Raw genomic sequence first — 24,348 nt, 5'->3', positions numbered from 1 at the left:
CTCACCCTACCGGCCATGTCCCGCACCCTGCCGCCGCTCAACGCGCTCCGCGCCTTCGAGGCCGCCGCCCGCCATGGCGGCTTCGTCGGCGCGGCCGACGAACTCGCGGTCACGCCCGCCGCGATCAGCCACCAGGTGAAGGGCCTGGAGGTCCGGCTGGGCGTGGCGCTGTTCCGCCGCCTGCCGCGCGGGCTGGCGCTGACCGCCGACGGCGAGGCGCTGCTGCCGGATCTGCGCGACGCCTTCGACCGCATGGCGCTGGCGCTGGAGCGCTTCGACCGCCGCGCCGGCAGCCGCGTGTTGACCGTGAGTCTGGCGACGACCTTCGCGCTGGGCTGGCTGGTGCCCAGGCTGCACCGCTTCCAGACGCGGCACCCCGAGATCGAGGTGCGCCTCACGACCACCAACCGCTCGATCGATTTCGACCGCGAGGACATCGACTGCGCCGTGCGCTTCCTGGCGCGGCCGCCGGCCGGGCTGCACGCCACGCGGCTGTTCGACGACGTGCTGACACCGCTATGCGGCGCCCGCCATGCGGCGCGGCTCAAGACGCTGGCCGATCTGCGCAAGGTGCCGCTGATCGAGGTCACCGGCGATCCCGAATGGCCGATCTGGCTGCGCGCGATGGGGCTGGAGGATTTCAAGCCCAAGCGCGTCTTGACGCTGGACTCCACCAAGTTCGCGGTCGAGGCGGCGATCGAGGGCGCCGGTGTGGCCATCGGCCCGCCCGACCTGTTCCGCGACGATCTGCGCGAGGGCCGCTTGGTGCAGCCGTTCCCCGACATCGTCGCCAGCGGCAAGGCGTGGTGGCTGGTGTGTCCGGCGACCACCGTGGAGCGCGCCAAGATCGTGGCGCTGCGCAGCTGGATGCTGGAGGAGCTGGCGCGCGCGCGGCCCGGCGTCAGACCGTCGGGAAGCGCCTGAGGTCGGAAGCCGCGAAGCGCCAGTCCGGCGTGTCGATCGGCTGGCCGGCGTCGACGGGATACCACGCGCCCGCGACGGGTCCGCGCAGCACGTGCACGCTCTGCGCCGGCATGAAGCTCTGCGCGAACGACGCGATCCGGCCGCCGTCCGGGCGCGTCGCGACGTCGACCGCGACGATGGCGTGGCCGGGCGAGCCTGGTTGGATCAGGACGTCGCCGGCCTCGATGCGCGCGGGTTCGCGCACCGCCGCGAGCTCGCGCGCCAGCGACAGCGTGCCGGCGTAGGTGAACACGATGTCGAGCCAGTGCCGGAACGCCGCGCGCGTGTCGGCGGCGCGCGCCGCCGTCGACCATGCGATCCCGGCGCCGCGCGGCACCGGCCGGCGGCCCGCGAGGTAGTCGGCGTAGGCGTAGGGATCGCCGTTGGTGAAGCGGAACGACAGCGCCGCCATCCGGCCGGCGGCGCGCAGATACTCGGCCCGCAGACGGATGATGGCGTCGGCGCATTGCTGCAGATCCCTGGCGCCGACATCGATGTCGACCACGGCGGCGACGCCGTCCTGCCGACCGCGCGGGCGTCCGTCGTGCAGCAGCACGGGCGCGCCCGCCGGCAGCAGCGGCAGCGCGCGCAGCCAGACGCCGAAGCCATCGGCCGGGCTGTCGGGACGCTTGTGCGATGGCGGCGGCGGGAATCGGTCGGCGATCCGTTCGCGCGGCGCGGCCGCCAGCCAGTCCGGACGCGATGCCGGCTGGGCGCGCGCGGCCGGGATACCCAGGGCGAGAGCGGACGCGAGGACGAGTCGGCGCGAGGTCATGGTCGGCGCATCGTCGGCCCGCACGGCGGCGAAACTGCGGCGGCGTCATCCGGAATTGCCGCTGGTCAAGCTTGTGAACCGACGTTTACCATGTCCGCTACATCCAGCTTCAACACCGAGGAGCCAAGCCATGCACGTCGGAATGGCCGCGATCTTCCAGAACACCGGACGGCAGCTCACCGACCGGCAGGTCTACCGCAACGACATCGCGCTGGCCGAGATGGCCGAGCCGCTGGGCTTCCAGTCGGTCTGGTCGGTGGAGCACCATTTCACCGACTACACGATGTGCCCGGACGTCGTGCAGTTCCTGTCCTACATGGCCGGCAAGTCCAAGACGCTGCGGCTGGGCTCGATGGTCGTGGTGCTGCCGTGGCACGATCCCATGCGCGTGGCCGAGGAGGTGTCGATGCTCGACCACCTCTCCGACGGCCGCATGATCCTCGGTCTGGGCCGCGGCGCGGGCAAGGTGGAGTTCGACGGCTTCCGCCTCGACATGGGCGAGAGCCGCGAGCGCTTCGTGGAGTACGCCGACGCGCTGCTCACCGGGCTCGAGAGCGGCGTGATGCGCTACGACGGCAAGTTCTACAAGCAGCCGCCGGCGGCGATCCGGCCGGCGCCGTTCAAGAGCTTCCGCGGCCGCACCTACGCCGCGGCCGTGTCGCCGGAGAGCGCGCTGATCATGGCCCGTCTCGGCGTCGGGCTGCTGATCATCCCGCAGAAGCCGTGGCGCGAGGTCGAGAAAGAGCTGACCGAGTACAAGAAGCTGTTCCAGGAGATCAACGGCGTGGCGCCGCCGAAGCCGATCTCGGCCGGCTGGACCTTCGTCGACTCCAGCGCCGAGCGCGCGCGCGAGATGGCGATGCGGTACATCGGCGGCTACTACCAGACCGTGCTCGACCACTACCAGTTCGCCGGCGAGCACATCAAGAACACCAAGGGCTACGAGTACTACTCGAAGATGAACGAGAAGCTGGCGGTCTACGGCGACCAGAAGGCGATCGAGTTCTTCGCCGAGCTGCAGGTCTACGGCACGCCCGAGCAGGTCTACGACAAGATCCTCAAGATCAACGCCCAGACCGAGAACAAGGCCTATGTCGGCGTGTTCTCCTACGCGGGCATGCCGCACGAGGAGGGCGTGCGCAACATGACGCAGTTCGCGCGCGAGGTGATGCCCGAGCTCAAGAAGTTCGCGGTCGGCGAGGAGATCGACCAGTCGGTCGATCTGCCCGACCACCGTCTCGCGCGGGCGGCGGAGTAGCGCGTCGCCGGGACGCGCCGCGATGGCGATGCTCGGCCATCTGTCGTTCGGCGTCTCCGATCTCGACGCCGCGGGGCGTTTCTACGACGCGGTGCTGGCGCCGCTGGGATACGTCCGCGTGTGGACCTCGGCCCACGCCGTCGGCTACGGCGAGCCCGGCGGCGGCGACAAGCTGGCGCTGTTCGCGCGTCCCGGCCAGGTCGTGGCGCCCGGCCCCGGATTTCACCTCGCCTTCGACGCGCCGGACCGCGCGGCGGTCGACGCGTTCCACGCCGCGGCCGTGCGCGGTGGTGGCCGCGACGACGGCGCGCCGGGTCCGCGTCCGAAGTACGGCGCGGCCTACTACGCCGCGTTCATCGTCGACCCCGACGGCCACAAGCTGGAGGCGGTGCACAAATAGGGGAGGGGCGGCGTCTCTTCCCTCTCCCCCGCTGCGCGGCGGAGAGGGAATAGGTCGACATGCGGGCGGAGAGGGAGCGAGACGCGAGAGGTCGGATCATCCGCCGCCTCAAAGCGCGGCGCGGACCTCCTCGAACGCCGCGACGAAGCGGTCGAGCTCGTCCTCGGTGTTGTAGACGTGGACGGAGGGCGCGCATCACGTCCTTCAGTCCGCGGCTCTCGAGATCGAGCCGCGAGGAGAACTGGGTCGAGACCGAGACGTTGATCCGCCGCGCCCGCAGCGCCGCCTTGATGGCGGGGTGGTCGACGCCGTCGACCGCGAAGGTGACGATGCCGCAACGGAGCGCGCCGAGATCGGTGACGCGCACGCCCCTGAGCGCCGAGAGCCGCGCGCGCAGCCCCTCGCCGAGCGCGTGCACGCGCGCCCACACCGCGTCCATGCCGAGCGCGACGAGCTGGTCGGCGGCGGTGGCGAGTCCGAGCACGCCCGCGAAATAGCGCTCCCAGTTCTCGAAGCGCCGCGCGTCCGGCAGCGCCTCGTAGCGCTCCGTCGCCACCCAGCGCGCGGCGTGGTTGTCGAGGAAGATCGGCTCGACGTCCTTCGTGGTCTCGCGCCGCGCGTAGAGGAAGCCCGTGCCGCGCGGCCCGCGCATGTACTTGCGCCCGGTGGCGGAGAGGTAGTCGCAGCCGATGGCGTCGACGTCGATCGGCATCTGCCCGACCGACTGGCAGGCGTCGAGCAGGTAGGGCACGCGGGCGGCGCGCGCCAGGCGGCCGATCTCGGCGGCCGGCTGCACCAGCCCGCCCTGGGTCGGGATGTGGCTGACGGCGATCAGCTTGACGCGGTCGTCGATCAGCTTGGCGAGCGCGCCGACATCGAGCTGGCCGGTGTTGTCGTCGGGCACGGCCACGATCTCGACGCCGGTCTTGCGCGCGACCTGGAGGAACGAGATGTAGTTGCTGGAGTATTCGCTGCGGCAGGTCAGGATGCGGTCGCCGGGCTCGAAGGATTCCGCCAGCGTGTAGAACGGCAGGTCCCAGGCGCGGGTGGCGTTCTCGATGTAGGCGATCTCGTCCGGCCGCGCGCCGATCAGCCGCGCGATCGAGGGATAGAAGGCGTCGAGTCGTCCGCGCTCGCGGTCGGCGGCCTCGTAGCCGCCGATCTCCGCCTCCAGCTTGAGGTGGTCGAGCGTCGCGTCCAGCGTGCGCCGCGTCGGCAGGCTCGATCCGGCGTTGTTGAGATGCAGCACATGGGCGCAGCCCGGCGTCTCGGCGCGCAGCTGGTCGATGTCGAGGGTCACGTCGGGAAACTCCTAGAGCTTGCCGTTGTCGCGCAGCACCGTCTCGGCCTCGCGCAGCGCGTCGATCGCGGCGGGGAAGCCGCAATAGGCGACGGCGTGCGTGAAGACCTCGCGGATCTCCTCGCTGGTCATGCCGTTGTTGAGCGCCGCCACCAGATGGACGCGCAGCTCGTGCGGGCGGTTGAGCGCGCAGATCATCGCCAGCGTGATCATGCTGCGCTGCTTGCGGTCGAGGCCGGGCCGCGTCCACAGCGTGGCGTAGGCGAACTCCTCCGACAGGCGCCGGATCGGGCCGTTGAAGTCGTTGGTCGAGGCGTCGCGGCGCGCGGTGTAGTCGGCGCCGAGGATCTCGCGCATCTCCGCGCGGCCCGTCTCGCGGATCGCGTCGTGCTCGGCCTGGTTCGGAATCATGTCTCGATCTTTCCCGCGGAGGAGGTGGTCGGCGCCATGGTAGGATGCGTCCGAATCGAGAACAATGATCGCCGCCAAAGGGAAGCGACGACATGGAATTCCCCCTCTTCCGCGCGCTGGCGGGACTGCGCGGCCGCGCCAGGCCGGCGGCGGCCGCGCCGCCATCGCCGGCGGAACCGGTGCCGGTCGAGATCGAGCACGCCGGCGCCGTCCTGACCATCTGGCTGCGGCGCAGCGCGCGCGCGCGCCGCGTCTCCATGCGCGTCGATCCGCGCGGCGGCGCGATCCGGCTGGTCGTGCCGGACCGGATGGCGAAGGAACGCGCCATCGACTTCGCCCGCGCCAACGCCGGCTGGATCGCGGCGCGGACGCGGCGTCTGCCCGACCGCGTGCCGTTCGCCGACGGCGTCGCGCTGCCGCTGTTCGGCACGCCGCACGTGGTCCGCCACCGCGCCGACGCCCGGGGCACGGTCTGGATCGAGGACGGCGAACTGCACGTCGCCGGCCGCCCCGAGCATCTGCCGCGGCGCTTGTGGGACTGGTTCGGCGCGCGCCTGTCGGAGCGGATGCGGCCGCTGGTCGACGACAAGGCGGCGCTGATCGAACGGCGCGCCGGCCGGCTGACGATCCGCGACACGGCCACGCAATGGGGAAGCTGCGCGCGCGACGGCGACATGAGCTTCTCGACGCGGCTTGTGTTCGCGCCGCCGGAGATCCTCGACTACCTCGCCGCGCACGAGGTCGCCCATCTCGCCTACCGCAACCACGGCCCTCGCTTCTGGGCCACGGCGGAGCGCCTCACCGACGGCGACATGGCCGCGTGCAAGGCGTGGCTGCGCCGCCACGGCGAGACGTTGATGCGCTACGGGTGAGGGCGTGTCCGTCCGACGAGGAATGGCCGCCGCGCTCGATGTCGTCATCCCGAGCGGAGGCGCGTAGCGCCGTAGTCGAGGGATCTTTGCGCGCCCGCGGAACGGACAAGGTCCCTCGACTGCGCGCCTTCGGCGCTCCGCTCGGGATGACGGAAGCCATGTCGCGCGCCCCATTCGGCGAAGCGTCGACGCGCCGCGGCTTGCGCGGCCGTCGAACGAAAAAGGGCGCCTCGCGGCGCCCTTTCCGATCCTGAGAGGCGAGACCCGCCGCGCGTCAGACGCGCTCGATGGCGATGGCGACGCCCTGGCCGACGCCGATGCACATCGTGCACAGGGCGCGCTTGGCGCCGGTGGTCTCGAGCTGGTTCAGCGCCGTCATGATCAGGCGAACGCCGCTGGCGCCCAGCGGATGGCCGAGCGCGATGGCGCCGCCGTTGGGGTTCACGTGCTCGGCGTCGTCCGGCAGGCCGAGCTGGCGCATCACGGCGAGACCCTGGGCGGCGAACGCCTCGTTGAGCTCGATGAAGTCGAAATCGCCGATCCTCATGCCCAGCCGGTCGAGCAGCTTGCGGGTCGCCGGCACCGGACCGATGCCCATGACGCGCGGCGGCACGCCGGCCGACGCGGTGGCGAGGATGCGCGCGCGCGGCGTCAGGCCGTTCTCGCGCGCGGCCTTCTCCGACGCGACGATCATCGCGCCGGCGCCGTCGTTGATGCCCGAGGAGTTGCCGGCGGTGACCGAGCCGCCGTCGCGGAACGCCGCCGGCAGCTTCGAGAGCTGCTCCATCGTGGTGTCGCCGCGCGGGTGCTCGTCGACGCTGGCGACGCTCTCGGTCTTGCCCTTGCGGACGGTGACCGGGACGATCTCCTTGGCGAAGAAGCCGCGGTCCATCGCCTTCTTGCAGCGCTGCTGGCTGCGGTAGGCGAAGGCGTCCTGGTCGACGCGGCTGATCTGGTGCTCCTGGGCCACGTTCTCGGCGGTCTGGCCCATCGGGTCGATGCCGTAGCGCGACTTCATCGCCGGGTTGACGAAGCGCCAGCCCAGCACGGTGTCCTCCAGCTTCATGTTGCGGTCGAAGCCGGCCTCGGGCTTGCCCATGACGTAGGGCGAGCGGGTCATGCCCTCGACGCCGCCGGCGATCATCAGGTGCGCGTCGCCGGTGCGGATGGCGCGGGCGGCCATCGCGGTGGCCTCGATGCCCGAGCCGCACAGGCGGTTGACGGTGGCGCCGGCGACCTCGACCGGCAGCCCGGCCAGCAGGCCGGACATGCGCGCGACGTTGCGGTTGTCCTCGCCGGCCTGGTTGACGCAGCCGTAGATCACGTCGTCGACCGAGCCCCAGTCGACGCCCTTGTTGCGCTCCATCAGCGCCTTGATCGGCACCGCGCCGAGGTCGTCGACGCGCACCGGCGCCAGCGCGCCGTTGTAGCGTCCGACCGGCGTGCGCGCGGCGTCGCAGATGAGGGCTTCGGTCATGGTCGGCTCCGTCGTTGCGGACGCGGGTTCACCGCGTCCTCGGTCGGAGTCTGCCTAGCACCGCGGCGGCGGGGAGTCGAAGGGGCAGCCCCGCCCGCCGCGCAGGCGCGCCATGCGGCGGCCCGCGGAGCGGAACGCGGCGCTACGGCCGGTTGAGATGCTTCAGCCCGTGGCCCGCCCGCGGCCACTCGAACGACACCAGCTTGCCGGTGATCGACAGCGTGGCGTAGGCGGTGCGCAGTCCCTCGCCGCCGAAGCAGACGTTGGTGACCATCGGATCGGGCAGCTTGTACTGGTCGACGCGGCTGCCGTCCGGCCAGATGTCGGACACCGCGCCGGTGATCAGGGTGGCGACGCAGATGTGGCCCGTCGAGTCGACGGCCAGCGAGTCGAACATCTGGTAGCCGCCCAGACCGGCCACGACGCGGCCCTTCTCGCCGCGGTAGGGGCCGTTGGCCGATTTGATCTCGCCCGGGCCCGATAGCTCGAAGCCCCAGCAGCGCGCGGTCGGCGTCTCGACCACGTAGAGCCACTTGCAGTCCGGCGACAGGCCGCAGCCGTTGGGCCGCTCCAGCGGGAAGATCTTCTCCTCGATCTTCGATCCGTCGGCCTTGGCGTAGTAGACGGCGCCGCGGTCGTTGTCGCGCGCGCGGGTCTTGCCGAGGTCGGTGAACCAGAAGCCGCCGTCGTCGTCGAACACCAGGTCGTTGGGGCCGTTCAGCTTCCGGCCGTCGCAGGAATCATAGAGCGTCTCGAACTTGCCGGTCGCGGGATCGACGACCTGGATATAGCCGCCCTTGTAGTCGGCGGGCTGCGTGCCGGGGAACATGCGGCCGTCGGGCAGCGTGATCCAGTCGAAGCCGCCGTTGTTGGTGACGTAGATCTTGCCGTTCGGCCCCATCGCCGCGCCGTTGGGTCCGCCGCCCAGCTCGGCGATCACCGACACCTTGCCGTCGGCGCCGACGCGGGTCAGCGTCTTGCGGCGGATCTCGACCAGGATGACCGAGCCGTCGGGCATGGCGATCGGGCCCTCGGGGAATTGCAGGCCGGAGGCCAGCTCTTTGATCCTGGGCGTCAGCGTGTTGGTTTGCATCGTCTCTCTCCCGATTGTTTCGTCATTTCGAGCGCGGCGAGGAATCTTTCAGCGGCGGAAAGATTCCTCGCCGCGCTCGGAGTGACGGGATGGATCTATTCGTCAGCCGGGCTCACTTGCCTGCGAATTTCGCCGGGCGCTTGGCGAGGAAGGCGGCGACGCCCTCCTTGAAATCGGCGCTGCGGCCCAGCGCGCTCTGGAAGTCGCGCTCGACGTCGAGCTGGGCCGACAGGTCGTTGCCGTTGGCCAGGTTCAGCGCGGTCTTGATGCGGCCCAGCGCCAGGGTCGGACCGTCGGCCAGCTTGCGCGCGATGGCCGTCGCCGCCGGGATCAGCTCGGCATCCTCGACCACGTCCCAGATCAGGCCCCAGTCGCGCGCCTTCTCGGCGGAGATCTGCGGCGCCAGCATCGCCATGGCGCGGGCCCGCTGGTCGCCGATCAGGCGCGGCAGGAACCAGGTGCTGCCGCCGTCCGGCAGCAGCCCGATGCGCGCGAAGGCCTGCAGGAAGCTGGCCGACTTGCCGGCGATCGCGATGTCGCTGGCGATGGCGAAGCTCATGCCGACGCCGGCGGCGACGCCGTTGACGGCGGCGACGATCGGCTTGGGCACGGCGCGCATCTGGCGGATGACGGGGTTGAAGAACTGCTCCAGCGCCGAGCCGGAATCGGCCGTCGGGCCGCCCTCGCGCGCCGGATCGCTGAGGTCGGCGCCGGCGCAGAAGCCGCGGCCGGCGCCGGTCAGCAGCACGGCGCGGACCTTGTCGTCGGCGGCGATCGATTCCCACGCGTCCTTGATCTCGCGGATCATCGCGCGCGAGACGGCGTTGAGCTTCTCCGGCGCGTTCAGGGTGAGGGTGGCGAGGCCGTCGACGGTCTCGAGCTTGATGGTGGCGTAGGTCATGTCCCGCTCCGGATGGAATTCGGCGCGCTCAGGCGCCGGTGAAATTGGCCGGCCGTTTGGCGAGGAAGGCGGCGACCCCCTCCTTGAAGTCGGCGCTGCGGCCCAGCGCGCTCTGCGAGTCGCGCTCGAGGTCGAGCTGCTGGTCGAGCGAATTGGTGGCCGCCTTGTTCATGGCGTTCTTGATCGCGGCGTAGGACAGCGTCGGCCCCGCCGCCATGCGCTTCGCCAGCTTCTGCGCCTCGGCGGGCAGCGCGTCGTCGTCGACCACCTGCCAAACCATGCCCATGCGCTCGGCCTGTTCCGCCGGCACCGACGCGCCGAGCATCGCCAGCGCCCGGGCGCGGGCGTCGCCGACGTTCTTGGGCAGGAAATACGTGCCGCCGAGATCGGGCATCAGCGAGATGCGCACGAACGCCTGGTCGAAGCGCGCCGAGCGCGCCGCCAGCACGATGTCGCAGGCCAGCGCCAGGTTCGCGCCGCCGCCGGCCGCCACGCCGTTGACGGCCGCGATCACCGGCTTGGGCAGGGCGCGGATGCGCCGCATCACCGGGTTGTAGACCTTGTCCATCACGGCGCCGACGTCGGGCCGGCCGCCGGCGTCGGAGTCGCCCAGCCCGCCGCTCGATCCACCGCCGGCCAGATCGGCGCCGGCGCAGAAGGCGCGGCCGGTGCCGGTGATCAGCACGCAGCGCACGGCTGCGTCGTCGCGGGCGCGGTCGAAGGCGGCCGCGAGCCCGGCCATCAGGTCACCGTTCATGGCGTTGAGCCGGGCCGGCCGGTTCAGGGTGATCGTCATGACGCCGTCGGCGACATCGACGATGACGGGTGTCTCGGTCATGGTCTCTCCAATCCGGCGCGCACTGTGGCACGCGTTCGCGGACGGGGTAAACCGGCGTTCAGAGGCGGAAGCGCTGCGCGGAACGCGGGCATCCCGCCGTCGAATGCCGCTTGCGCGGGGCGCGCCCGTCGGTTAATTCAGCATCGCGATACCGAATTGAAACGACGCTGTGGGCCATGTCCAACATCCTGATCCTGATCGGCACCGAATCCGGCAACGCCCAGATGGTGGCGGAGGCGGTGCGCGATCCGCTGGCCGCCGCCGGCCACGCGGTCGTGGTCACCGACAAGGCGGTGGCGCCCGCCGATCTCGAGCCGCACGACACGCTGCTGGTGGTGTGCGCCACGCACGGGTCGGGCGACATCCCCAGCAACATGCTGCCGCTGCACACCGCGCTGTCGCAGGCCAGGCCCGACCTGTCGGCCAAACGCTACGGCGTCATCGCGCTGGGCGACATGACCTACCAGGACACGTTCTGCGGCGGCGGCAAGCAGATGGACGCCGTGCTCGGCGGGCTGGGCGCGAAGCGGCTGGGCGAGCGGCTGGAGGTCGACGCCTCCGAGCAGCCCCTGCCCGACGAGGAGGCGCTCGCCTGGGTGAAGGAGTGGGTGAAGCTGGTATAGGTCGTTCCGGTGGTCCCGCGCCGGCGGCGCGGGGATCTAGTCGATCGGAGCCCTCGATGCGTCTCAATGGCAAGGTCGCGGTGGTCGCCGGCGCGGGGCGCGGGATCGGCGCGGCGATCGCGCGGCGCTTCGCGGCGGAGGGCGCCGCCGTGGTGGTGGCCGACGCGGCGGCCGGCGCGGTGGTCGCGGCGGCGATCGTCGAGAGCGGCGGTCGCGCCGTCCACGTCGCGGGCGACGTGACGAGCGCGGCCGGCGCCCGCGCGCTGGTCGCCGCGGCGGGTCGCGAATTCGGCCGCATGGACGTGTTCGTCCTTGGCGACGGCGCGGCGGCGTGGGGCCGGGCCGCCGTAGACGTGTCCGACGATGAGCTGGATAGATTGTTGACGGCCGGACTCCGCGGGCTGCGCCACGCGGTGCGCGCCTGCGTCCCGGCATGGGAGGCGGCGGGCGGCGGCGTGATGATCGTGCTCGCCTCGAGCGCCGGGCTGCGCCCGCGAGCGGGGTTCGTGTGGCCCGCGGCGGCGTCGGCCGCCGCCATCGCCGCCGTGAAGGCGCTGGCGGTCGAGTACGGACCCAAAGGCCTGAGGTTCAACGCGCTGTGTGCGGAGGCGGCCGAGGCGATGCCGATGGCGACGTCCATGCCGGCGCCCATAGGCGCGGCGGAGGCGGGCGCGGCGGTGGTCCCGCCGGTCCGGTTCGCGGGCGGCACGCCGCTGGGCCGCGCGGGCCGCGCGTCCGACGCGGCGGAGGCCGCGGTGTTCCTGGCGTCGGACGAATCGGCCTTCATCACCGGCGCGGTCCTGCCGGTCGACGGCGGCGGCAGCGTCTGAGCCACGCCGGCCCCGCGCCATGCCCCGTCTGTTCGTCGCGCTGCCGATCCCCGACGACATCGCCGACGCGCTGTCGGCGCTGCAGGGCGGCGTGCCGGACGCGAACTGGGTGCCGTCGGAGAATTTTCACGTCACGCTGGCCTTCGTCGGCGAGGTCGATTCCAACCTCGCCGCTGACATCGCCGACGCGCTGGCGCCGGTCGAGGGGCCGGTGCTGGATCTCGAGATCGCCGGCGTCGATCATTTCGTCGACGGCGCGGCGCCGCGCGCGCTCTACGCCGCCGTCGCCGCGAACGAGGCGCTGACGCTGTTGCGCACGCGGGTGGTGTCAGCGCTGCGCGGCGAGGGCGTGCGGCTGGAGCGCCGCCGTTTCCGGCCCCACGTCACGCTGGCGCGGTTCGACCGGCGCGCCGAGATGGGCCACCACATCGCGCAATTCGTGGCGTCGAACAATCTGCTGCGGATCGGGCCGTTCGAGGTCGACCGCTTCGGCCTCTACTCCAGCGTCACGCGGCCCGACGGGGCCGAGTACACGCTGGAGGCGGAGTATCCGCTGGGCTACTGACCGGCGCGGGCGGCGCTCACTCCGGCTTCAGGCCGGCCGCGTCGACCACCTTCTTCCACTTCACGGTCTCCGACGCGATGTGCCTGGCCAGCTCCTCGTGGGTGCCCGGCAGCGGCGCGGCGCCGGCGTCGCGGATGCGCTTGTCCATGTCCGCCGACTTCACGCCGCGCACGATCTCGTCGCTGAGCTTCTTGACGATGTCGGCCGGCGTGCCGGCCGGCGCCGCGACGTACCACCACGGCGCGGCCTCGTAGCCGGGCACGCCCGACTCGGCGATGGTCGGGGTGTCGGGCAGCGAGAACCAGCGCTTCGACGAGGTCACCGCCAGCGCCCGCAGCGCGCCGCTGCGGATGTGCGGCAGGTAGGGCGGCAGGTTGTCGATCGTGCACTGCACGCGGCCGGGCAGCAGATCCTGGATCACCAGCGAGCTGCCCTTGTAGACGATGTGCTCGACCTTGATGCCGGTCTCGACCTTGAACAGCTCCATGGCGAGGTGGCCGGTGCCGCCGACGGCGGGCGAGCCGTAGTTGAGCTGTCCGCCCTTGGCCTTCGCCAGCTCGATGAACTCCTTCACCGATCTGGCGGGCACGTCGGGATGCACGGCCAGCACGTTGGCGACCTCGCCGACCAGCGCCACAGGCGCGAAGGCGGTCTTGGAGTCGTGCGGCATGCTCTTGTAGAGGAACTGGTTGGTCACGGCCGAGCCGACCGTGCCGAACAGCAGCGTGTAGCCGTCGGGCGCCGCCTTGGCGACGATGTCGGCGCCGATGTTGCCGCCGGCGCCGGTGCGGTTCTCGACCACGAATTGCTGGCCCATCGTCGCCTGCAGATGGTTGGCGACGAGGCGCGCGAGCAGGTCCGTGGTGCCGCCGGGCGCGAAGGCCACGATCAGGCGCACGGGCTTCGACGGATAGGCGCCCTGTCCGAACGCCCCGCGGACGATGGCCGGCGCGGCCAGCAGGCCGGCGCCGCCGGCGATCAGCGCCCGACGGCGCGGCAGGAAAAATTCGGTCATGGCGTGATCCCCAACGGCCGCGCCGCCGGTGCGGTCGACGCGTGCGGAATTCACCATGCGGGCCGGGTTCGGTCCAGCGCCCGGCCGGTCGCCTCGCGCGACGCGGCCATGCGGCCGGCGGAGGCGCGCGGCCGTCCGGCCGTCAGTCCAGGCGCGCGAAGCCGATGAACGGATCGAACGGGAAGCGCTCGATCCTCAAGGGTCTTTTGCGCATCAGCTCGACGCAGGCCAGCGTCTCGCCCGGCCACAGCGGATTGTCGAGCTCGTCGAACGCGATCACCGCGCCCTTGGGCATGCGCGGCAGGAAATGGTCGAGCGCCGCCTTGGTGGGCGCGTGGAGGTCGAAGTCGAGGTACAGCAGGCTGACGAGCAGGTGCGGATGCGACTTGATGAAGGCGGGGATCGTCCTCGTCGCGTCGCCCTTCACCAGCTCGACCTTCGGCACGTGCCCGAGGAAGCGGGTCGAATCGTTGATGGCCGACAGCTCGAGCAGCTCGTCGCGGCTGTCGGCGCGCAGCGCGCCCTTTCTGACCGCGGCGCCGACGGAGGAGCGGTCCTTGGCCGCCACCGACGGGAAGCCGGCGAAGGTGTCGAAACCGTAGATGCGCCGCGTCAGGTTCACCGGCTCGAGGATCGCGGTCAGGCGCGCCCAGGTCATCAGGCCGAATCCCTCGTGCACGCCGCACTCGACCACCGATCCCTTGACGTTCTGGACCAGCTTGAACAGCTCGTAGAGCGCGAGGAACCGCGTCATGGCCTGGCGGCGGACATACTTCGGGAAGTTGTCCATCTTGCTTTCCCAGGTGCCGGGATGGCGCTCGAAGCAGGCGCGGTAGCGCGCGCCCTCGACGCGCTCCGCCTCGGTGCGCAAGCCGCCCTGCACCGCGACCGCCTTCGCCTTCCCCGCCGCTCCGATCCTGCGCGCCACCAGCGCCTCCCGTTCCGCGCCCGCGCCGCGGGCCGTCGACGGCGATCATAGCATTCCGCCGCGTCCGGCGGGCGCGGAACGCGCCATGCGGCATGGCGAGGGGGCGCCGCGTTGTCAGCGGACGGGCTTTGGGCTATGCGTCGCGCGATAGCGCCGGCCGCGATTCGCGCGGCGCCAGAGGAACGCCAGAGCCGACATGGCCGTGCCGCGACCCGTCCGCAAGGTGCCGTTTTTCGACTGGGCGGCGCTGTTCCGCGAGCACCGCGACGACTACGTGCGCATCTTCGCGGAGACCGCCGACCGCGGCGGCTTCATCCTCCAGCGCGACGTCGAGGAGTTCGAGACCGCGCTGCGCGGCGTCACCGGTTCCAGGCACGCCGTGGCGCTGGCCGACTGCACCAACGCCATGAGCCTCGGCCTGCGCGCGCTCGGCATCGGGCCGGGCGACGAGGTGCTGATCCCGTCGCATACCTTCCTCGCCACGGCGCAGGCCGTCGTATACGCCGGCGCCACGCCGGTGCCCGTCGACATCGACGCGCGCAACTTGATGGACGCCGCCGCGACCGAGGCCGCGATCACGCCGCGCACCCGCGCCCTCATGCCGGTGCAGGTCAACGGCACGACGGCCGACATGGACGCGTTGGGCGACGTGGCGCGGCGCCACGGCCTGGCGCTGGTCGAGGATTCCGCGCAGGCGCTCGGCGCGACCTACAAGGGACGGCAGGCCGGCACCTTCGGCGCATGGGGCGCGTTCAGCTTCTATCCATCGAAGACCCTGGGCGGGTTCGGCGACGCCGGCGCGCTGGTGACCGACGACGACGAAATCGCCGCCGGCGTGCGCGCCATGCGCAACCACGGCTCCGGCGTCGACAAGGTGATTCCGGCGGACACGACGGTGTGGGGCACCAACAGCCGCATCGACAACATCCACGCCGCGATCCTGGCCTACAAATTGACGCGCCACTACGACGCCGACATCGCGCGCCGCCGCGCGATCGCGGCGCGCTACGATTCCGCCTTGGCGGATATCGAGGAGGTCGCGCGTCCGGCGGCGCCCGGCGCCGATCCCGAGCGGTTCGACGTGTTCCAGAACTACGAGATCGAGACACGCCGCCGCGACGCGCTGCGCGCGCATCTCGCCGAGGACGGCATCGGCACGATCCTGCAATGGGGCGGCACCGCGATCCACCAGTTCCGCGGACTCGGATTCACGCAGACGCCGCCGCGCGCCGACGCGTTCTTCCGTCGCTGCCTGCTGCTGCCGATGAACCACCTCCTGTCGGACGACGACGTCGACCACGTCGGCGCCAGCGTCCGGCGCTTCTTCGGGCGTCCGGCGTGAACCCGCCGGGCGCGATCGACACGCGGGCGCTCGCGCGCCGTATCCGGGTGCACGCGCTGCGCATGGTCAACCGCGGCGGCTCCTCGCATATCGGCTCGATCTTCTCCGAGGCCGACGTTCTGGCGGTGCTCTATGGCGCCGTCCTGCGCGTCGATCCGGCGCGGCCGGATTGGCCGGACCGCGACCGCTTCGTGCTGTCGAAGGGCCACGCCGGCGCCGGCGTCTACGCGGCGCTGGCGGAGCGCGGCTTCTTCCCGGTCGAGTGGCTCGACACCCATTGCGCCGACGGCTCGCGGCTGAGCGGCCATGTCTCGCACAAGGGCGTGCCCGGCGTGGAATTGTCGACCGGCTCGCTGGGCCACGGGCTGCCGGTATGCGGCGGCATGGCCTACGCGGCGAAGCTCGCGGGCAAGACGCACCGGGTCTTCTGCCTGTTGAGCGACGGCGAATGCGACGAGGGCTCGAACTGGGAGGCGGCGATGTTCGCGGCCCACCACCGGCTCGACAACCTCGTGGCGGTCGTCGACTACAACAAGATCCAGAGCCTGGCGCCGGTCGCCGACACGCTGCGGCTGGAGCCGTTCGCCGACAAGTGGCGCAGCTTCGGCTGGGAGGCGCGCGAGGTCGACGGCCACGACCACGACGCGCTGCGCGCCGCTTTCGGCGCGTCGCGCGACCGGCCCGTCGTCGTGATCGCGCACACGGTGAAGGGCAGGGGCGTCTCCTTCATGGAGAACTCCGTGCTGTGGCACTACCGCACGCCGCGCGACGCCGAGTACGACGCGGCGTTGGCCGAGCTGACGGCGGCGGCTCCATGAGGGACGCCTTCGTCGCCCGCCTGCTGGAGCGCGCCACGGCAGATCCGCGGATCATGCTGATCACGGCCGATCTCGGCTTCGGCGTGCTGACGCGCTTCGCCGAGGCGCTGCCGCGGCAGTACCTCAACGTCGGCGTGGCGGAGCAGAACCTCGCCGCCGTGGCGACCGGCATGGCGCTCGAAGGCCACGTCGTCTTCACCTACTCGATCGGCAACTTCCCGACGCTGCGCTGCCTCGAGCAGCTGCGCAACGACGCCTGCTATCACGGCGCCGCGGTCAAATCGGTGGCGATCGGCGGCGGCTTCTCCTACGGGCCGCTGGGCTTCAGCCATTTCGCGACCGAGGATCTCGCCATCCTGCGCGCGCTGCCGGGCATGACCGTCGTCGCGCCGGGAGATCTGTGGGAGGCGGAGGAGTCCGTCGACGCGCTGATCGCCGCGCCGGGACCGGCCTATCTGCGGCTCGACAAATCCTCGGCCGGGCGCACCAACGCCGCCGGCGAGGGGTTCGCGCTCGGCCGGTCGCGCCGCGTGCGCGACGGCGGCGACGTCACCCTTGTCGCCTGCGGCGGCATCCTCGGCGACGCGGTCGCCGCCGCCGACGCGCTGGCGGGCGAGGGCCTGCGCTGCCGCGTGCTGTCGATGCACACGCTGACGCCGGTCGACGGCGCGGGGCTGGCGGCGGCCTGCGCCGAGACCGGCGGGCTCGTGACGATCGAGGAGCATGTCGTCAGCGGCGGGCTGGGCGGCGCGGTCGCCGAGCACTGTCTCGAGCATGGCCTGCGTCCGCGCGCGTTCGCGCGTCTGGGCCTGCGCGGCGAGTTCGCGACCACGGTCGGCGGCCAGGCCTATCTGCGCGACGTCTACGGCATGGGGCGGACCGCCATCATGGCCGCGGCGCGCGACATCGCGGCGCGCAAGTGACCGCGCCGCCGGTGGCGCGCCGTCGTGGGTGAGCTGGCGAAAGCGGCGGTCGACCGGATCGCGGCGGCGCTCGGCCTGCTGCTCCTGTCGCCCGTCCTGCTGGTGGCGACGCTCGCGGTGTGGCTCGGCGATCTCCACGCGCCGCTCTACCGCGCGGAGCGCGCCGCGCGCGGTGGTCGCGCGACCTTCAGGATCGTGAAGATCCGCACCATGGTGGTGGACGCAGACCGCATCGGCGGTCCGTCGACCCCGGGCGACGATCCGCGGGTCACGCCGGTCGGGCGCTTCCTGCGGCGCTTCAAGATCGACGAGCTGACCCAGCTCTGGAACGTGCTGGCCGGCGACATGAGCCTGGTCGGGCCCCGGCCGCAGGTGCCGTCGTGGCTGCCGCGCTACACGCCGGAGGAGATGGGCGTGTTCGCCGTGAAGCCCGGCGTCACCGACTTCGCCTCCATCGTGTTCGCCGACGAGGCCGAGGTGCTGCGCGGCGCGGCCGACGTCGACGCCGCCTACGACGCCCTCATCCGGCCTTGGAAGAGCCGGCTGGGATTGTTCTACGTCGCGCACCGCTCGATGGCGGTCGATCTGGCGCTGGTCGCGACCACTTTCGTCGCGATCGTCTCGCGCCGCCGCGCGCTCGCCATGGTGTCGGCGCTGCTGCGCCGGCTGGGCGCGCCCGACGATCTGGTGGCCGTGGCGCGCCGCGACGCGCCGCCGCCCGCCGCGCCGCCGCCCGGCGGCGGGGTCTGACGCGCGTCCCGGCGCGCTATCATCGCGCCGGGACGGGAACGCGGATCAGCGCATGCACCAGGACATCGGCCATCCGACCATCGTCGCGCTGACGGGCGCGGGCATCTCCAAGGAGTCGGGGATCGACACGTTCCGCGACAAGGACGGGATCTGGACCAGGGTCGATCTCGAGGAGGTCGCGACCATCGAGGCGTGGCACCGCGATCCCGCCAAGGTGCTGGCGTTCCACAATGCCGGCCGCGCCCTGTTCGCCGGCGGGAACATCCGGCCCAACGCCGCGCACGCCGCCCTGGCGCGGCTGGAGCGCGAGTGGCCGGGCGAGGTGGTGGTCGTCACCCAGAACATCGACCTGCTGCACGAGGCGGCGGGATCGAGTTCCGTGATGCACATGCACGGCCGCGCCGGGCAGGTGCGCTGCATGGCGTGCGGGGCGGTCAGCGACCTCGACATCGAGCTGTCGGTCGACACGGTGTGCGGCCGGTGCGGTGCCACGGGCGCGACGCGGCCGCACGTGGTGTGGTTCGGCGAGATGCCGCTCCACATGGACGAGATCCACGCCGCGCTGGAGCGCTGCGCGCTGTTCATGTCGATCGGCACCTCGGGCGCGGTATACCCGGCCGCCGGCTTCGTGCAGCACGTCCGCCGGCGCGCGCCGCGCGCCCACACGGTCGAGCTGAACCTCGAGCCGTCGGACGGGCACACGTTCTTCAAGGAGCGGCTGTACGGTCCGGCGACGGAGGTCGTGCCCGCCTATGTCGAGAGGATATTGTCGCGCGGCTGGTCCTAGGACGCCGCGCGCGGGGAGGAGAGACGACATGCCCGACGATTCGAGCCGCCTGGCGACCGAGCCGCCGCGCCCCTTCGGCGCGCACCACATCGCCCCGGATTGCCGCGGCATGAACTTCTTCCGCGCCGACCGCGGCTTCCGCGACCTGCTCGGCCTGTACATGCCGCGGGAGTGGCGGACGCGGATGGAGCCGCATTTCGACCGCATGGGCGCGCTGGCCGGCGGCCGGCTCGACGAGCTGGCGGACATCGCCGACAAGCGCGGGCCGGTGCTGCATCCGCGCGACCGCTTCGGCCGCGACGAGGAGTGGATCGAGTACCACCCCGCCTACCGCGAGATGGAGCGGATCGCGTTCGGCGAGTTCGGCATGCACGCCATGAGCCACCGCGCCGGCGTGCTCGGCATGCCCGAGCCGGCGCCGGCCACCGTGAAGTACGCCTTCACCTACCTGTTCGTTCAGGCCGAGTTCGGGCTGATGTGCCCGATCAGCATGTCGGACACCTCGAACCTGACGCTCAAGAAGTACGCGTCCGATCCGCTCAAGCGCATGCTGATGGACCGGCTGCTGTCGACCGACATGGAGACGGTGCTGAAGGGCGCGCAGTTCATGACCGAGAAGGCCGGCGGCTCGGACGTGGGCGCCATCGAGACCGAGGCCGAGCGGATCGGAACCGGCGCCGACGGCGTCGAGCGCTGGCGCATCTTCGGCGACAAATGGTTCTGCAGCCACGCCGACGCCGATGTGACCGTGATGCTGGCGCGGCCGCGCGGCGCCGCCGCCGGCACCAAGGGGCTGGGATTGTTCGCGCTGCCGCGGCGGCTCGAGGACGGCTCGCGCAACGCCTACCGCGTGGTGCGGCTGAAGGACAAGCTCGGCACGCGCTCGATGGCGTCCGGCGAGGTCCGGCTCGAGGGCGCCACGGCGTACCTCGTCGGCGACCTGGCCAACGGCTTCAAGCAGATGATGAACCAGGTGAACCTCTCGCGCCTGTCGCACGGCGTGCGGGCCGCCGCGATGATGCGCCGCTGCCTCAACGAGGCGATGACCGTGGCGCGCCACCGCCGCGCCTTCGGGACGACGATCGACGCCTTCCCGCTGATGCGCCGGCAGCTCATGAAGATCATGGTGCCGACCGAGCAGGCGCTGTCGATGTCGCTGTGGTCGGCGGCGACGATGGACCGCGCCAATTCCGGGGGGCAGGGCGCCGCCGACCTGCTGCGCATCCTCACGCCCGTCTTCAAGTTCCGCGCCTGCCGCGACAACATCGGCGTCGCCACCCACGCGCTGGAGGTGCGCGGCGGCGCCGGCTACGTCGAGGAATGGGTCAACGCCCGCCTCGTGCGCGACGCGCAGATCGGCACGCTGTGGGAGGGCACCAGCAACATCAACGCGCTCGACGTCATCACCCGCGCCGTCGCGAAATCCAACGGCCATCTGGCGATGCGCGACGCGCTCGCGGAGATGATGGGCGGCGCGGCCGGCCTGCCGGGGCAGTTCCGCGGCCTGCTCGGCGCCGCGCTGGGCCGCGCCGTCGATTTCGCAGGCCGCGTCGCCGCCGACCCGCGGCATGAGCGGCGCTGCCGGCAGGCCTCGGGCGCGCTGTACCACGCCGCCACCGCGGCGCTGCTGGCGGTCGAGGGCGCCGCGCTGGGCGCGGCCGGCGGCGACGCGCGCCGTCTGCTGCTGGCGCGCATGGTGCTGGAGCAACGCCTGACGCCCGGCGATCCGTTCGCGCTGGGCGCCGACGACTGGGAGGAGCGGGCGATCGACCTGCTGCTCGCCGACGCGCCGGTTTCGCTTGAAGCGGCGTCCGCTCTGGTGTCGGCTTGAGCCGCGCGCGGCCGGCCGACGGCCGCGACGTCAATGGAGGGGTGACCATGGGAATCCGTCGTCGTGGAGTGATCGCGGGCGCCGCGCTGGCGGCGCCGCTGCTGGCGGCCGGGGGCGTCCGCGCCCAGGCCTGGCCGTCGCGGCCGCTGCGGCTGGTCATTCCGTTCCCGCCGGGCGGCGCGCAGGACAATGTCGGCCGGCTGGTCGCGGCCAAGCTGTCGGAGCGTCTGGGACAGTCGGTCGTCGCCGACAACCGGCCGGGCGCCAGCGGCGCGCTGGCGGCCGAGATCGTCGCGCGCTCGGCGCCGGACGGATACACCGTGCTGCTCGGCAACATCTCCTCGCACGCCATCAACCCGCACACGCTGAAGGTGCCGTACGATCCGTTCACGGATTTCACCGCCGTGGCGATGGTCGGGGCGCAGCCGAACCTGCTCTGCGCCAACCCGTCCTTCCCGCACGACACGATCCCGAAGCTGGTGGCGGCGGCGAAGGCGGAGCCCGGCAAGATCAACTACGGATCGTCGGGCGCGAGCACCTCGCCCAGCCTGTCGATGGCGCTGTTCAAGCTGCGCGCCGGCATCGACATCGCGCTGGCGGCGTACAAGGGGGCGGCGCCGGCGGCGGCCGACGCCATCGCCGGGCACATCCCGCTGGTGGTGTCCAATTTCGACAGCCTCCGCGCGCTGGCGCAGTCCGGCAAGCTGAAGGCGGTCGCGGTCACCGGCGCGAAGCGCTCGCCGACGCTGCCGGACGTGCCGACCTTCGCCGAGTCCGGCTATCCCGACGTCGTGCTCAACGCTTGGGCGATGCTGTTCACGCCGGCCGGCACGCCGGCCGACGCGGTCGAGCGGCTGCGGACGGCGACCAACGCGTCGCTCGAGGACGCCGATCTGAAGGCGAAGTTCGCGCAGATGGGCGTCGAGCCATGGCCGATGAAGGGCGACGAGCTGGTGCCCTACGTCCGCGCCGAGCACGCGAAATGGGGCGAGGTGATCCGTGCGGCGGGGATCAAGGCCGAGTAGGCGGCCTCCGGCGAAGGCCGACACCGCGCACATCCTGCCGGACGTGCTGGCGCCCGGCCTCGATCTGGTGTTCTGCGGCACCGCGCCGAGCCCGGCGTCGTTCCGCGCCGGCGCCTACTACGCCAACCGCGGCAACGCGTTCTGGCCGACGCTGCACGCCGTCGGCCTGCTGCCCGCGCCGCTCGCCGCCGCGGCGTTCCGCGACGTGCTGGCGCACGGGCTCGGCCTCACCGATCTGGCGAAGACCGAGTACGGCAGCGACCACGAGCTGTCGCCCGACGCGTTCGACCGCGCCGCGTTGCTGCGCAAGCTGGCGCGCTTCCGGCCGGCGGCGGTGGCGTTCACCAGCAAGAACGCCGCCGCCGCGTTCCTCGGCGCGCGCGCTGTCGGCTACGGGCGCCAGCCGGCGGAGATGGCCGCGGCGCTGCCGCCGGCCGCGCGCGGCATCGCCTACTTCGCGCTGTCCTCGCCATCGGGCCGCGCGCGCTCGTTCTGGACGCTGGATCCGTGGCGCGAGGCGGCGGCGTTCGTGGCCGCGCGCCGGGCGGCGCGCGCCGCCTAGCCGTCGCTGGCGGCCTCGGCCTGCTCCTCGATGACCTCCATGTCGTCGTCGCTGAGGCCGAAATGGTGGCCGATCTCGTGGATCAGCACGTGGCGCACGATGTGGGCGAGGTCCTCGCCGGTCTCGCACCAGTAGTCGAGGATCGGGCGGCGGTAGAGCAGGATGCGGTCGATGTCGTTGGCGACGTGGTCGACGCTCTTCTCGGCCATCGACACGCCCTGGTAGAGGCCGAGCAGGTCGAGCGGGCTCTCCAGCTCCATCTCGCGCTCGATCTCCTCGGTCGGGAATTCCTCGACGTGGATTCGGACGTTGCCGACGCTGCGGCGGAAATCCGCCGGCACGGAGGCGAGCGCCTCCGCCGCCATCTCCTCGATCTCCTCGAGGGTCGGCGCCGAGGTGAAGACGCGCGGCGGCGTCTTGTCGTTGTAGGAGGCCACGGCGAAGACCTAACGCCGCGCCGCGGCCGGCACAAGCGGGCTTGGGACGCGCGCGTTCCGCGTCTACGATCGCGGCCGACGATGTCAAGTGAGGTGGATCACATGCGCGTGAAACTCGCCGGCGCGGCGCGGACGGACGCGCTCGCCCGTCTCGACGGATGGCGCGAGGTCGACGGCCGCGACGCCATCGCGAAGAGCTTCAAGTTCGCGGACTTCAACGCCGCGTTCGCGTTCATGGCGCGCGCGGCGCTGATGGCGGAGAAGCTCGACCACCATCCGGAATGGTCGAACGTCTACAACCGTGTCGACGTCACGCTCTCGACGCATGATTCCGGCGGCGTGACCGAGCTCGACGTCGCGCTCGCGGCCTTCATGGACACCGTCGCGCGCGGCTAGCGGCACGTCGTCCGACACCGTCATCCCGCGCGTAGCGAGTGATCTTGGCGCCGACCCTGGATCCCTCGCCGCGCTCGGGATGACGGTAGGGGCGACGGCGGCGACGTGCGCGCGCCGCGGCGATCGCGCCCGGTCGCGGACGCGGAAACGGCGCCGGGGGAAGGCCGGCGCCGCGCCGTCGTCGATCGCGGAGGCTACTTCGGCGCCAGGCGGATCGCGCCGTCGAGGCGGATGACCTCGCCGTTGAGCATGCGGTTCGCCACGATGTGCATCGCCAGCGAGGCGTACTCGGCGGGATCGCCGAGGCGCTGCGGGAACGGCACCGAGGCGCCGAGGCTCTTCTGCGCCTCCGGCGGCAGGCCCATCATCATCGGCGTCAGGAACAGGCCCGGCGCGATGGTGCAGACGCGCACGCCGACCGACGACAGGTCGCGCGCGATCGGCAGGGTCATGCCGACGACGCCGCCCTTCGACGCCGAGTACGCCGCCTGGCCGATCTGGCCGTCGTAGGCCGCGACCGAGGCGGTGTTGACGATCACGCCGCGCTCGCCGTCGACCATCGGCTCGGCCTGCGACATCGCCCACGCCGCCAGGCGGATGATGTTGAACGTGCCGATCAGGTTGACCGCGATCACCTGCGAGAACATCGCGAGGTCGTGCGGCCCCGTCTTGGAGATCGTGCGCGCGGCGCGGCCGATGCCGGCGCAGTTCACGGCAACGCGCGGGGCGCCCAGCTTCTCGACCACCGTCTTCACGGCGGCCTCGGCCTCGGCGGCGTCGGCGACGTTGCATTTCACGAAGATGCCGCCGAGCTCGGCCGCCTTCTTCCTTCCGGCCTCCTCCTGGACGTCGAACACGGCGACCTTGGCGCCGGCCGCCGCCAGCGCGCTGGCCGTCGCGCCGCCGAGACCCGAGGCGCCGCCGGTGACGATGGCGGCCTGACCTTTGACATCCATGGATCTTTCCTTTCGCGTCGTCGTTCCGAAACGACGCGGCTTGTAGCAGATCGTCCGGCGGCCGGCGAGCGTCCGCGGCGCGCTTGAAGGCGCCGGCGCGGCCCGCCTATAGTGGCGGCGGAGCGCGGGCGTAGCTCAGCGGTAGAGCATCGGCCTCCCATGCCGAGGGTCGCGGGTTCAAATCCCGTCGCCCGCTCCAGTCCGCGGCCGCCCGCCGCGACCGCGTCCCGCGCGCGCCGCCCTTGGACGCGCCGCCGGCGACGCGGGACGGG

General features: G+C 72.0%; 26 protein-coding genes, 1 tRNA gene and 1 pseudogene. 17 read left to right on the top strand and 11 right to left on the bottom strand.

Going from position 1 to position 24,348, the window contains the following annotated elements; translation table 11 throughout:
* Window positions 1-15 precede the first annotated feature (15 nt).
* Window positions 16-924 carry a transcriptional regulator GcvA gene (gene gcvA, locus IPK81_08510; protein QQS14196.1) on the top strand — a complete coding sequence of 303 codons (909 nt, stop codon included), beginning with the start codon at window positions 16-18 and terminating at the stop codon, window positions 922-924.
* Here gcvA and IPK81_08505 read toward each other — a convergent pair.
* On the bottom strand, window positions 902-1,738 hold the full coding sequence (locus tag IPK81_08505; GenBank protein ID QQS14195.1) for a hypothetical protein: 837 nt from the start codon (window positions 1,736-1,738) through the stop codon (window positions 902-904). The genes gcvA and IPK81_08505 overlap by 23 nt on opposite strands.
* Before the next feature lie 130 nt (window positions 1,739-1,868).
* Between IPK81_08505 and IPK81_08500 the strand changes: the two genes are divergently transcribed.
* The gene (locus tag IPK81_08500) at window positions 1,869-2,996 is read left to right on the top strand and encodes an LLM class flavin-dependent oxidoreductase (GenBank protein QQS14194.1); all 1,128 of its coding nucleotides are present in this window, start codon (window positions 1,869-1,871) and stop codon (window positions 2,994-2,996) included.
* A 28-nt stretch (window positions 2,997-3,024) separates the two neighbouring features.
* Window positions 3,025-3,396, top strand: coding sequence for a VOC family protein (locus tag IPK81_08495; GenBank protein QQS15017.1), 372 nt, complete (start codon window positions 3,025-3,027; stop codon window positions 3,394-3,396).
* 108 nt (window positions 3,397-3,504) lie between these two features.
* Here IPK81_08495 and IPK81_08490 read toward each other — a convergent pair.
* Together IPK81_08490 and IPK81_08485 are read right to left on the bottom strand one after the other, a co-directional pair.
* Window positions 3,505-4,696 (bottom strand): annotated as a pseudogene (locus IPK81_08490) (aminotransferase class V-fold PLP-dependent enzyme).
* 12 nt (window positions 4,697-4,708) lie between these two features.
* On the bottom strand, window positions 4,709-5,053 hold the full coding sequence (locus IPK81_08485) for a carboxymuconolactone decarboxylase family protein (protein QQS15016.1): 345 nt from the start codon (window positions 5,051-5,053) through the stop codon (window positions 4,709-4,711).
* A gap of 146 nt (window positions 5,054-5,199) precedes the next feature.
* Here IPK81_08485 and IPK81_08480 point away from each other — a divergent pair, with 146 nt between their 5' ends.
* A complete protein-coding gene (locus IPK81_08480) occupies window positions 5,200-5,979 on the top strand; it encodes a M48 family metallopeptidase (protein ID QQS14193.1) in 780 nt (259 codons plus the stop codon).
* A 274-nt stretch (window positions 5,980-6,253) separates the two neighbouring features.
* On the opposite strand, the gene pcaF is transcribed toward IPK81_08480, so the two are convergent.
* The 4 genes from pcaF to IPK81_08460 all read right to left on the bottom strand — a co-directional run bounded on the left by pcaF (window position 6,254) and on the right by IPK81_08460 (window position 10,288).
* Window positions 6,254-7,456: a 3-oxoadipyl-CoA thiolase gene (pcaF, locus tag IPK81_08475; GenBank protein ID QQS14192.1), complete on the bottom strand. Its 1,203-nt coding sequence runs from the start codon at window positions 7,454-7,456 to the stop codon at window positions 6,254-6,256.
* A gap of 142 nt (window positions 7,457-7,598) precedes the next feature.
* On the bottom strand, window positions 7,599-8,549 hold the full coding sequence (locus IPK81_08470) for an SMP-30/gluconolactonase/LRE family protein (GenBank protein ID QQS14191.1): 951 nt from the start codon (window positions 8,547-8,549) through the stop codon (window positions 7,599-7,601).
* 112 nt (window positions 8,550-8,661) lie between these two features.
* On the bottom strand, window positions 8,662-9,450 hold the full coding sequence (locus IPK81_08465) for an enoyl-CoA hydratase/isomerase family protein (GenBank protein ID QQS14190.1): 789 nt from the start codon (window positions 9,448-9,450) through the stop codon (window positions 8,662-8,664).
* A gap of 28 nt (window positions 9,451-9,478) precedes the next feature.
* Window positions 9,479-10,288 carry a 2-(1,2-epoxy-1,2-dihydrophenyl)acetyl-CoA isomerase gene (locus tag IPK81_08460; protein ID QQS14189.1) on the bottom strand — a complete coding sequence of 270 codons (810 nt, stop codon included), beginning with the start codon at window positions 10,286-10,288 and terminating at the stop codon, window positions 9,479-9,481.
* Between the two features lie 176 nt (window positions 10,289-10,464).
* Between IPK81_08460 and IPK81_08455 the strand changes: the two genes are divergently transcribed.
* The 3 genes from IPK81_08455 to thpR are packed head-to-tail and all read left to right on the top strand — an operon-like array spanning window position 10,465 to window position 12,306.
* Window positions 10,465-10,911, top strand: coding sequence for a flavodoxin domain-containing protein (locus IPK81_08455; GenBank protein ID QQS14188.1), 447 nt, complete (start codon window positions 10,465-10,467; stop codon window positions 10,909-10,911).
* Window positions 10,893-11,741, top strand: a complete 849-nt coding sequence (locus IPK81_08450) for an SDR family oxidoreductase (protein QQS14187.1) — start codon at window positions 10,893-10,895, stop codon at window positions 11,739-11,741. The genes IPK81_08455 and IPK81_08450 overlap by 19 nt, the downstream gene beginning before the upstream one ends.
* 19 nt (window positions 11,742-11,760) lie before the next feature.
* Window positions 11,761-12,306: an RNA 2',3'-cyclic phosphodiesterase gene (gene thpR, locus IPK81_08445; protein ID QQS14186.1), complete on the top strand. Its 546-nt coding sequence runs from the start codon at window positions 11,761-11,763 to the stop codon at window positions 12,304-12,306.
* 16 nt (window positions 12,307-12,322) lie between these two features.
* Here thpR and IPK81_08440 read toward each other — a convergent pair whose 3' ends face one another.
* Both IPK81_08440 and IPK81_08435 read right to left on the bottom strand, forming a co-directional pair.
* Complete coding sequence (locus IPK81_08440) at window positions 12,323-13,321, bottom strand: tripartite tricarboxylate transporter substrate binding protein (GenBank protein ID QQS14185.1); 999 nt, start codon at window positions 13,319-13,321, stop codon at window positions 12,323-12,325.
* A gap of 142 nt (window positions 13,322-13,463) precedes the next feature.
* A complete protein-coding gene (locus IPK81_08435; GenBank protein QQS15015.1) occupies window positions 13,464-14,111 on the bottom strand; it encodes a class I SAM-dependent methyltransferase in 648 nt (215 codons plus the stop codon).
* 334 nt (window positions 14,112-14,445) lie between these two features.
* Between IPK81_08435 and IPK81_08430 the strand changes: the two genes are divergently transcribed.
* The 8 genes from IPK81_08430 to IPK81_08395 are packed head-to-tail and all read left to right on the top strand — an operon-like array spanning window position 14,446 to window position 22,287.
* Entirely contained in the window at window positions 14,446-15,591 is a 1,146-nt protein-coding gene (locus IPK81_08430; GenBank protein ID QQS14184.1) for a DegT/DnrJ/EryC1/StrS family aminotransferase, read from the top strand.
* 14 nt (window positions 15,592-15,605) lie between these two features.
* Window positions 15,606-16,409, top strand: coding sequence for a transketolase (locus tag IPK81_08425; protein QQS15014.1), 804 nt, complete (start codon window positions 15,606-15,608; stop codon window positions 16,407-16,409).
* Complete coding sequence (locus IPK81_08420; GenBank protein ID QQS14183.1) at window positions 16,406-17,332, top strand: transketolase; 927 nt, start codon at window positions 16,406-16,408, stop codon at window positions 17,330-17,332. Before IPK81_08425 ends, IPK81_08420 begins: the two co-directional genes overlap by 4 nt.
* A gap of 33 nt (window positions 17,333-17,365) precedes the next feature.
* Entirely contained in the window at window positions 17,366-18,082 is a 717-nt protein-coding gene (locus IPK81_08415) for a sugar transferase (GenBank protein QQS15013.1), read from the top strand.
* Window positions 18,083-18,134: 52 nt separating this feature from the next.
* The gene (locus IPK81_08410) at window positions 18,135-18,869 is read left to right on the top strand and encodes an NAD-dependent deacylase (protein ID QQS14182.1); all 735 of its coding nucleotides are present in this window, start codon (window positions 18,135-18,137) and stop codon (window positions 18,867-18,869) included.
* 28 nt (window positions 18,870-18,897) lie between these two features.
* Complete coding sequence (locus IPK81_08405; protein ID QQS14181.1) at window positions 18,898-20,700, top strand: acyl-CoA dehydrogenase family protein; 1,803 nt, start codon at window positions 18,898-18,900, stop codon at window positions 20,698-20,700.
* Between the two features lie 47 nt (window positions 20,701-20,747).
* A complete protein-coding gene (locus tag IPK81_08400) occupies window positions 20,748-21,725 on the top strand; it encodes a tripartite tricarboxylate transporter substrate binding protein (protein ID QQS14180.1) in 978 nt (325 codons plus the stop codon).
* 31 nt (window positions 21,726-21,756) lie between these two features.
* Entirely contained in the window at window positions 21,757-22,287 is a 531-nt protein-coding gene (locus IPK81_08395; GenBank protein ID QQS15012.1) for a mismatch-specific DNA-glycosylase, read from the top strand.
* On the opposite strand, the gene IPK81_08390 is transcribed toward IPK81_08395, so the two are convergent.
* Window positions 22,284-22,652, bottom strand: coding sequence for a metallopeptidase family protein (locus IPK81_08390; protein ID QQS15011.1), 369 nt, complete (start codon window positions 22,650-22,652; stop codon window positions 22,284-22,286). The two genes, IPK81_08395 and IPK81_08390, sit on opposite strands and share 4 nt — an antisense overlap.
* A 174-nt stretch (window positions 22,653-22,826) precedes the next feature.
* On the opposite strand from IPK81_08390, the gene IPK81_08385 reads away from it, so the two are divergent.
* Window positions 22,827-23,120, top strand: coding sequence for a 4a-hydroxytetrahydrobiopterin dehydratase (locus IPK81_08385; protein ID QQS14179.1), 294 nt, complete (start codon window positions 22,827-22,829; stop codon window positions 23,118-23,120).
* 194 nt (window positions 23,121-23,314) lie between these two features.
* On the opposite strand, the gene IPK81_08380 is transcribed toward IPK81_08385, so the two are convergent.
* Window positions 23,315-24,076: an SDR family NAD(P)-dependent oxidoreductase gene (locus IPK81_08380; protein QQS14178.1), complete on the bottom strand. Its 762-nt coding sequence runs from the start codon at window positions 24,074-24,076 to the stop codon at window positions 23,315-23,317.
* Between the two features lie 124 nt (window positions 24,077-24,200).
* Between IPK81_08380 and IPK81_08375 the strand changes: the two genes are divergently transcribed.
* Window positions 24,201-24,275: transfer RNA gene (locus IPK81_08375), tRNA-Gly, on the top strand.
* The last annotated feature ends 73 nt before the right edge of the window (window positions 24,276-24,348 follow it).

The organism is Rhodospirillales bacterium (assembly GCA_016699855.1).
GTDB lineage: Bacteria > Pseudomonadota > Alphaproteobacteria > Reyranellales > Reyranellaceae.
This window is presented reverse-complemented; position numbering and strand designations above follow the sequence as displayed.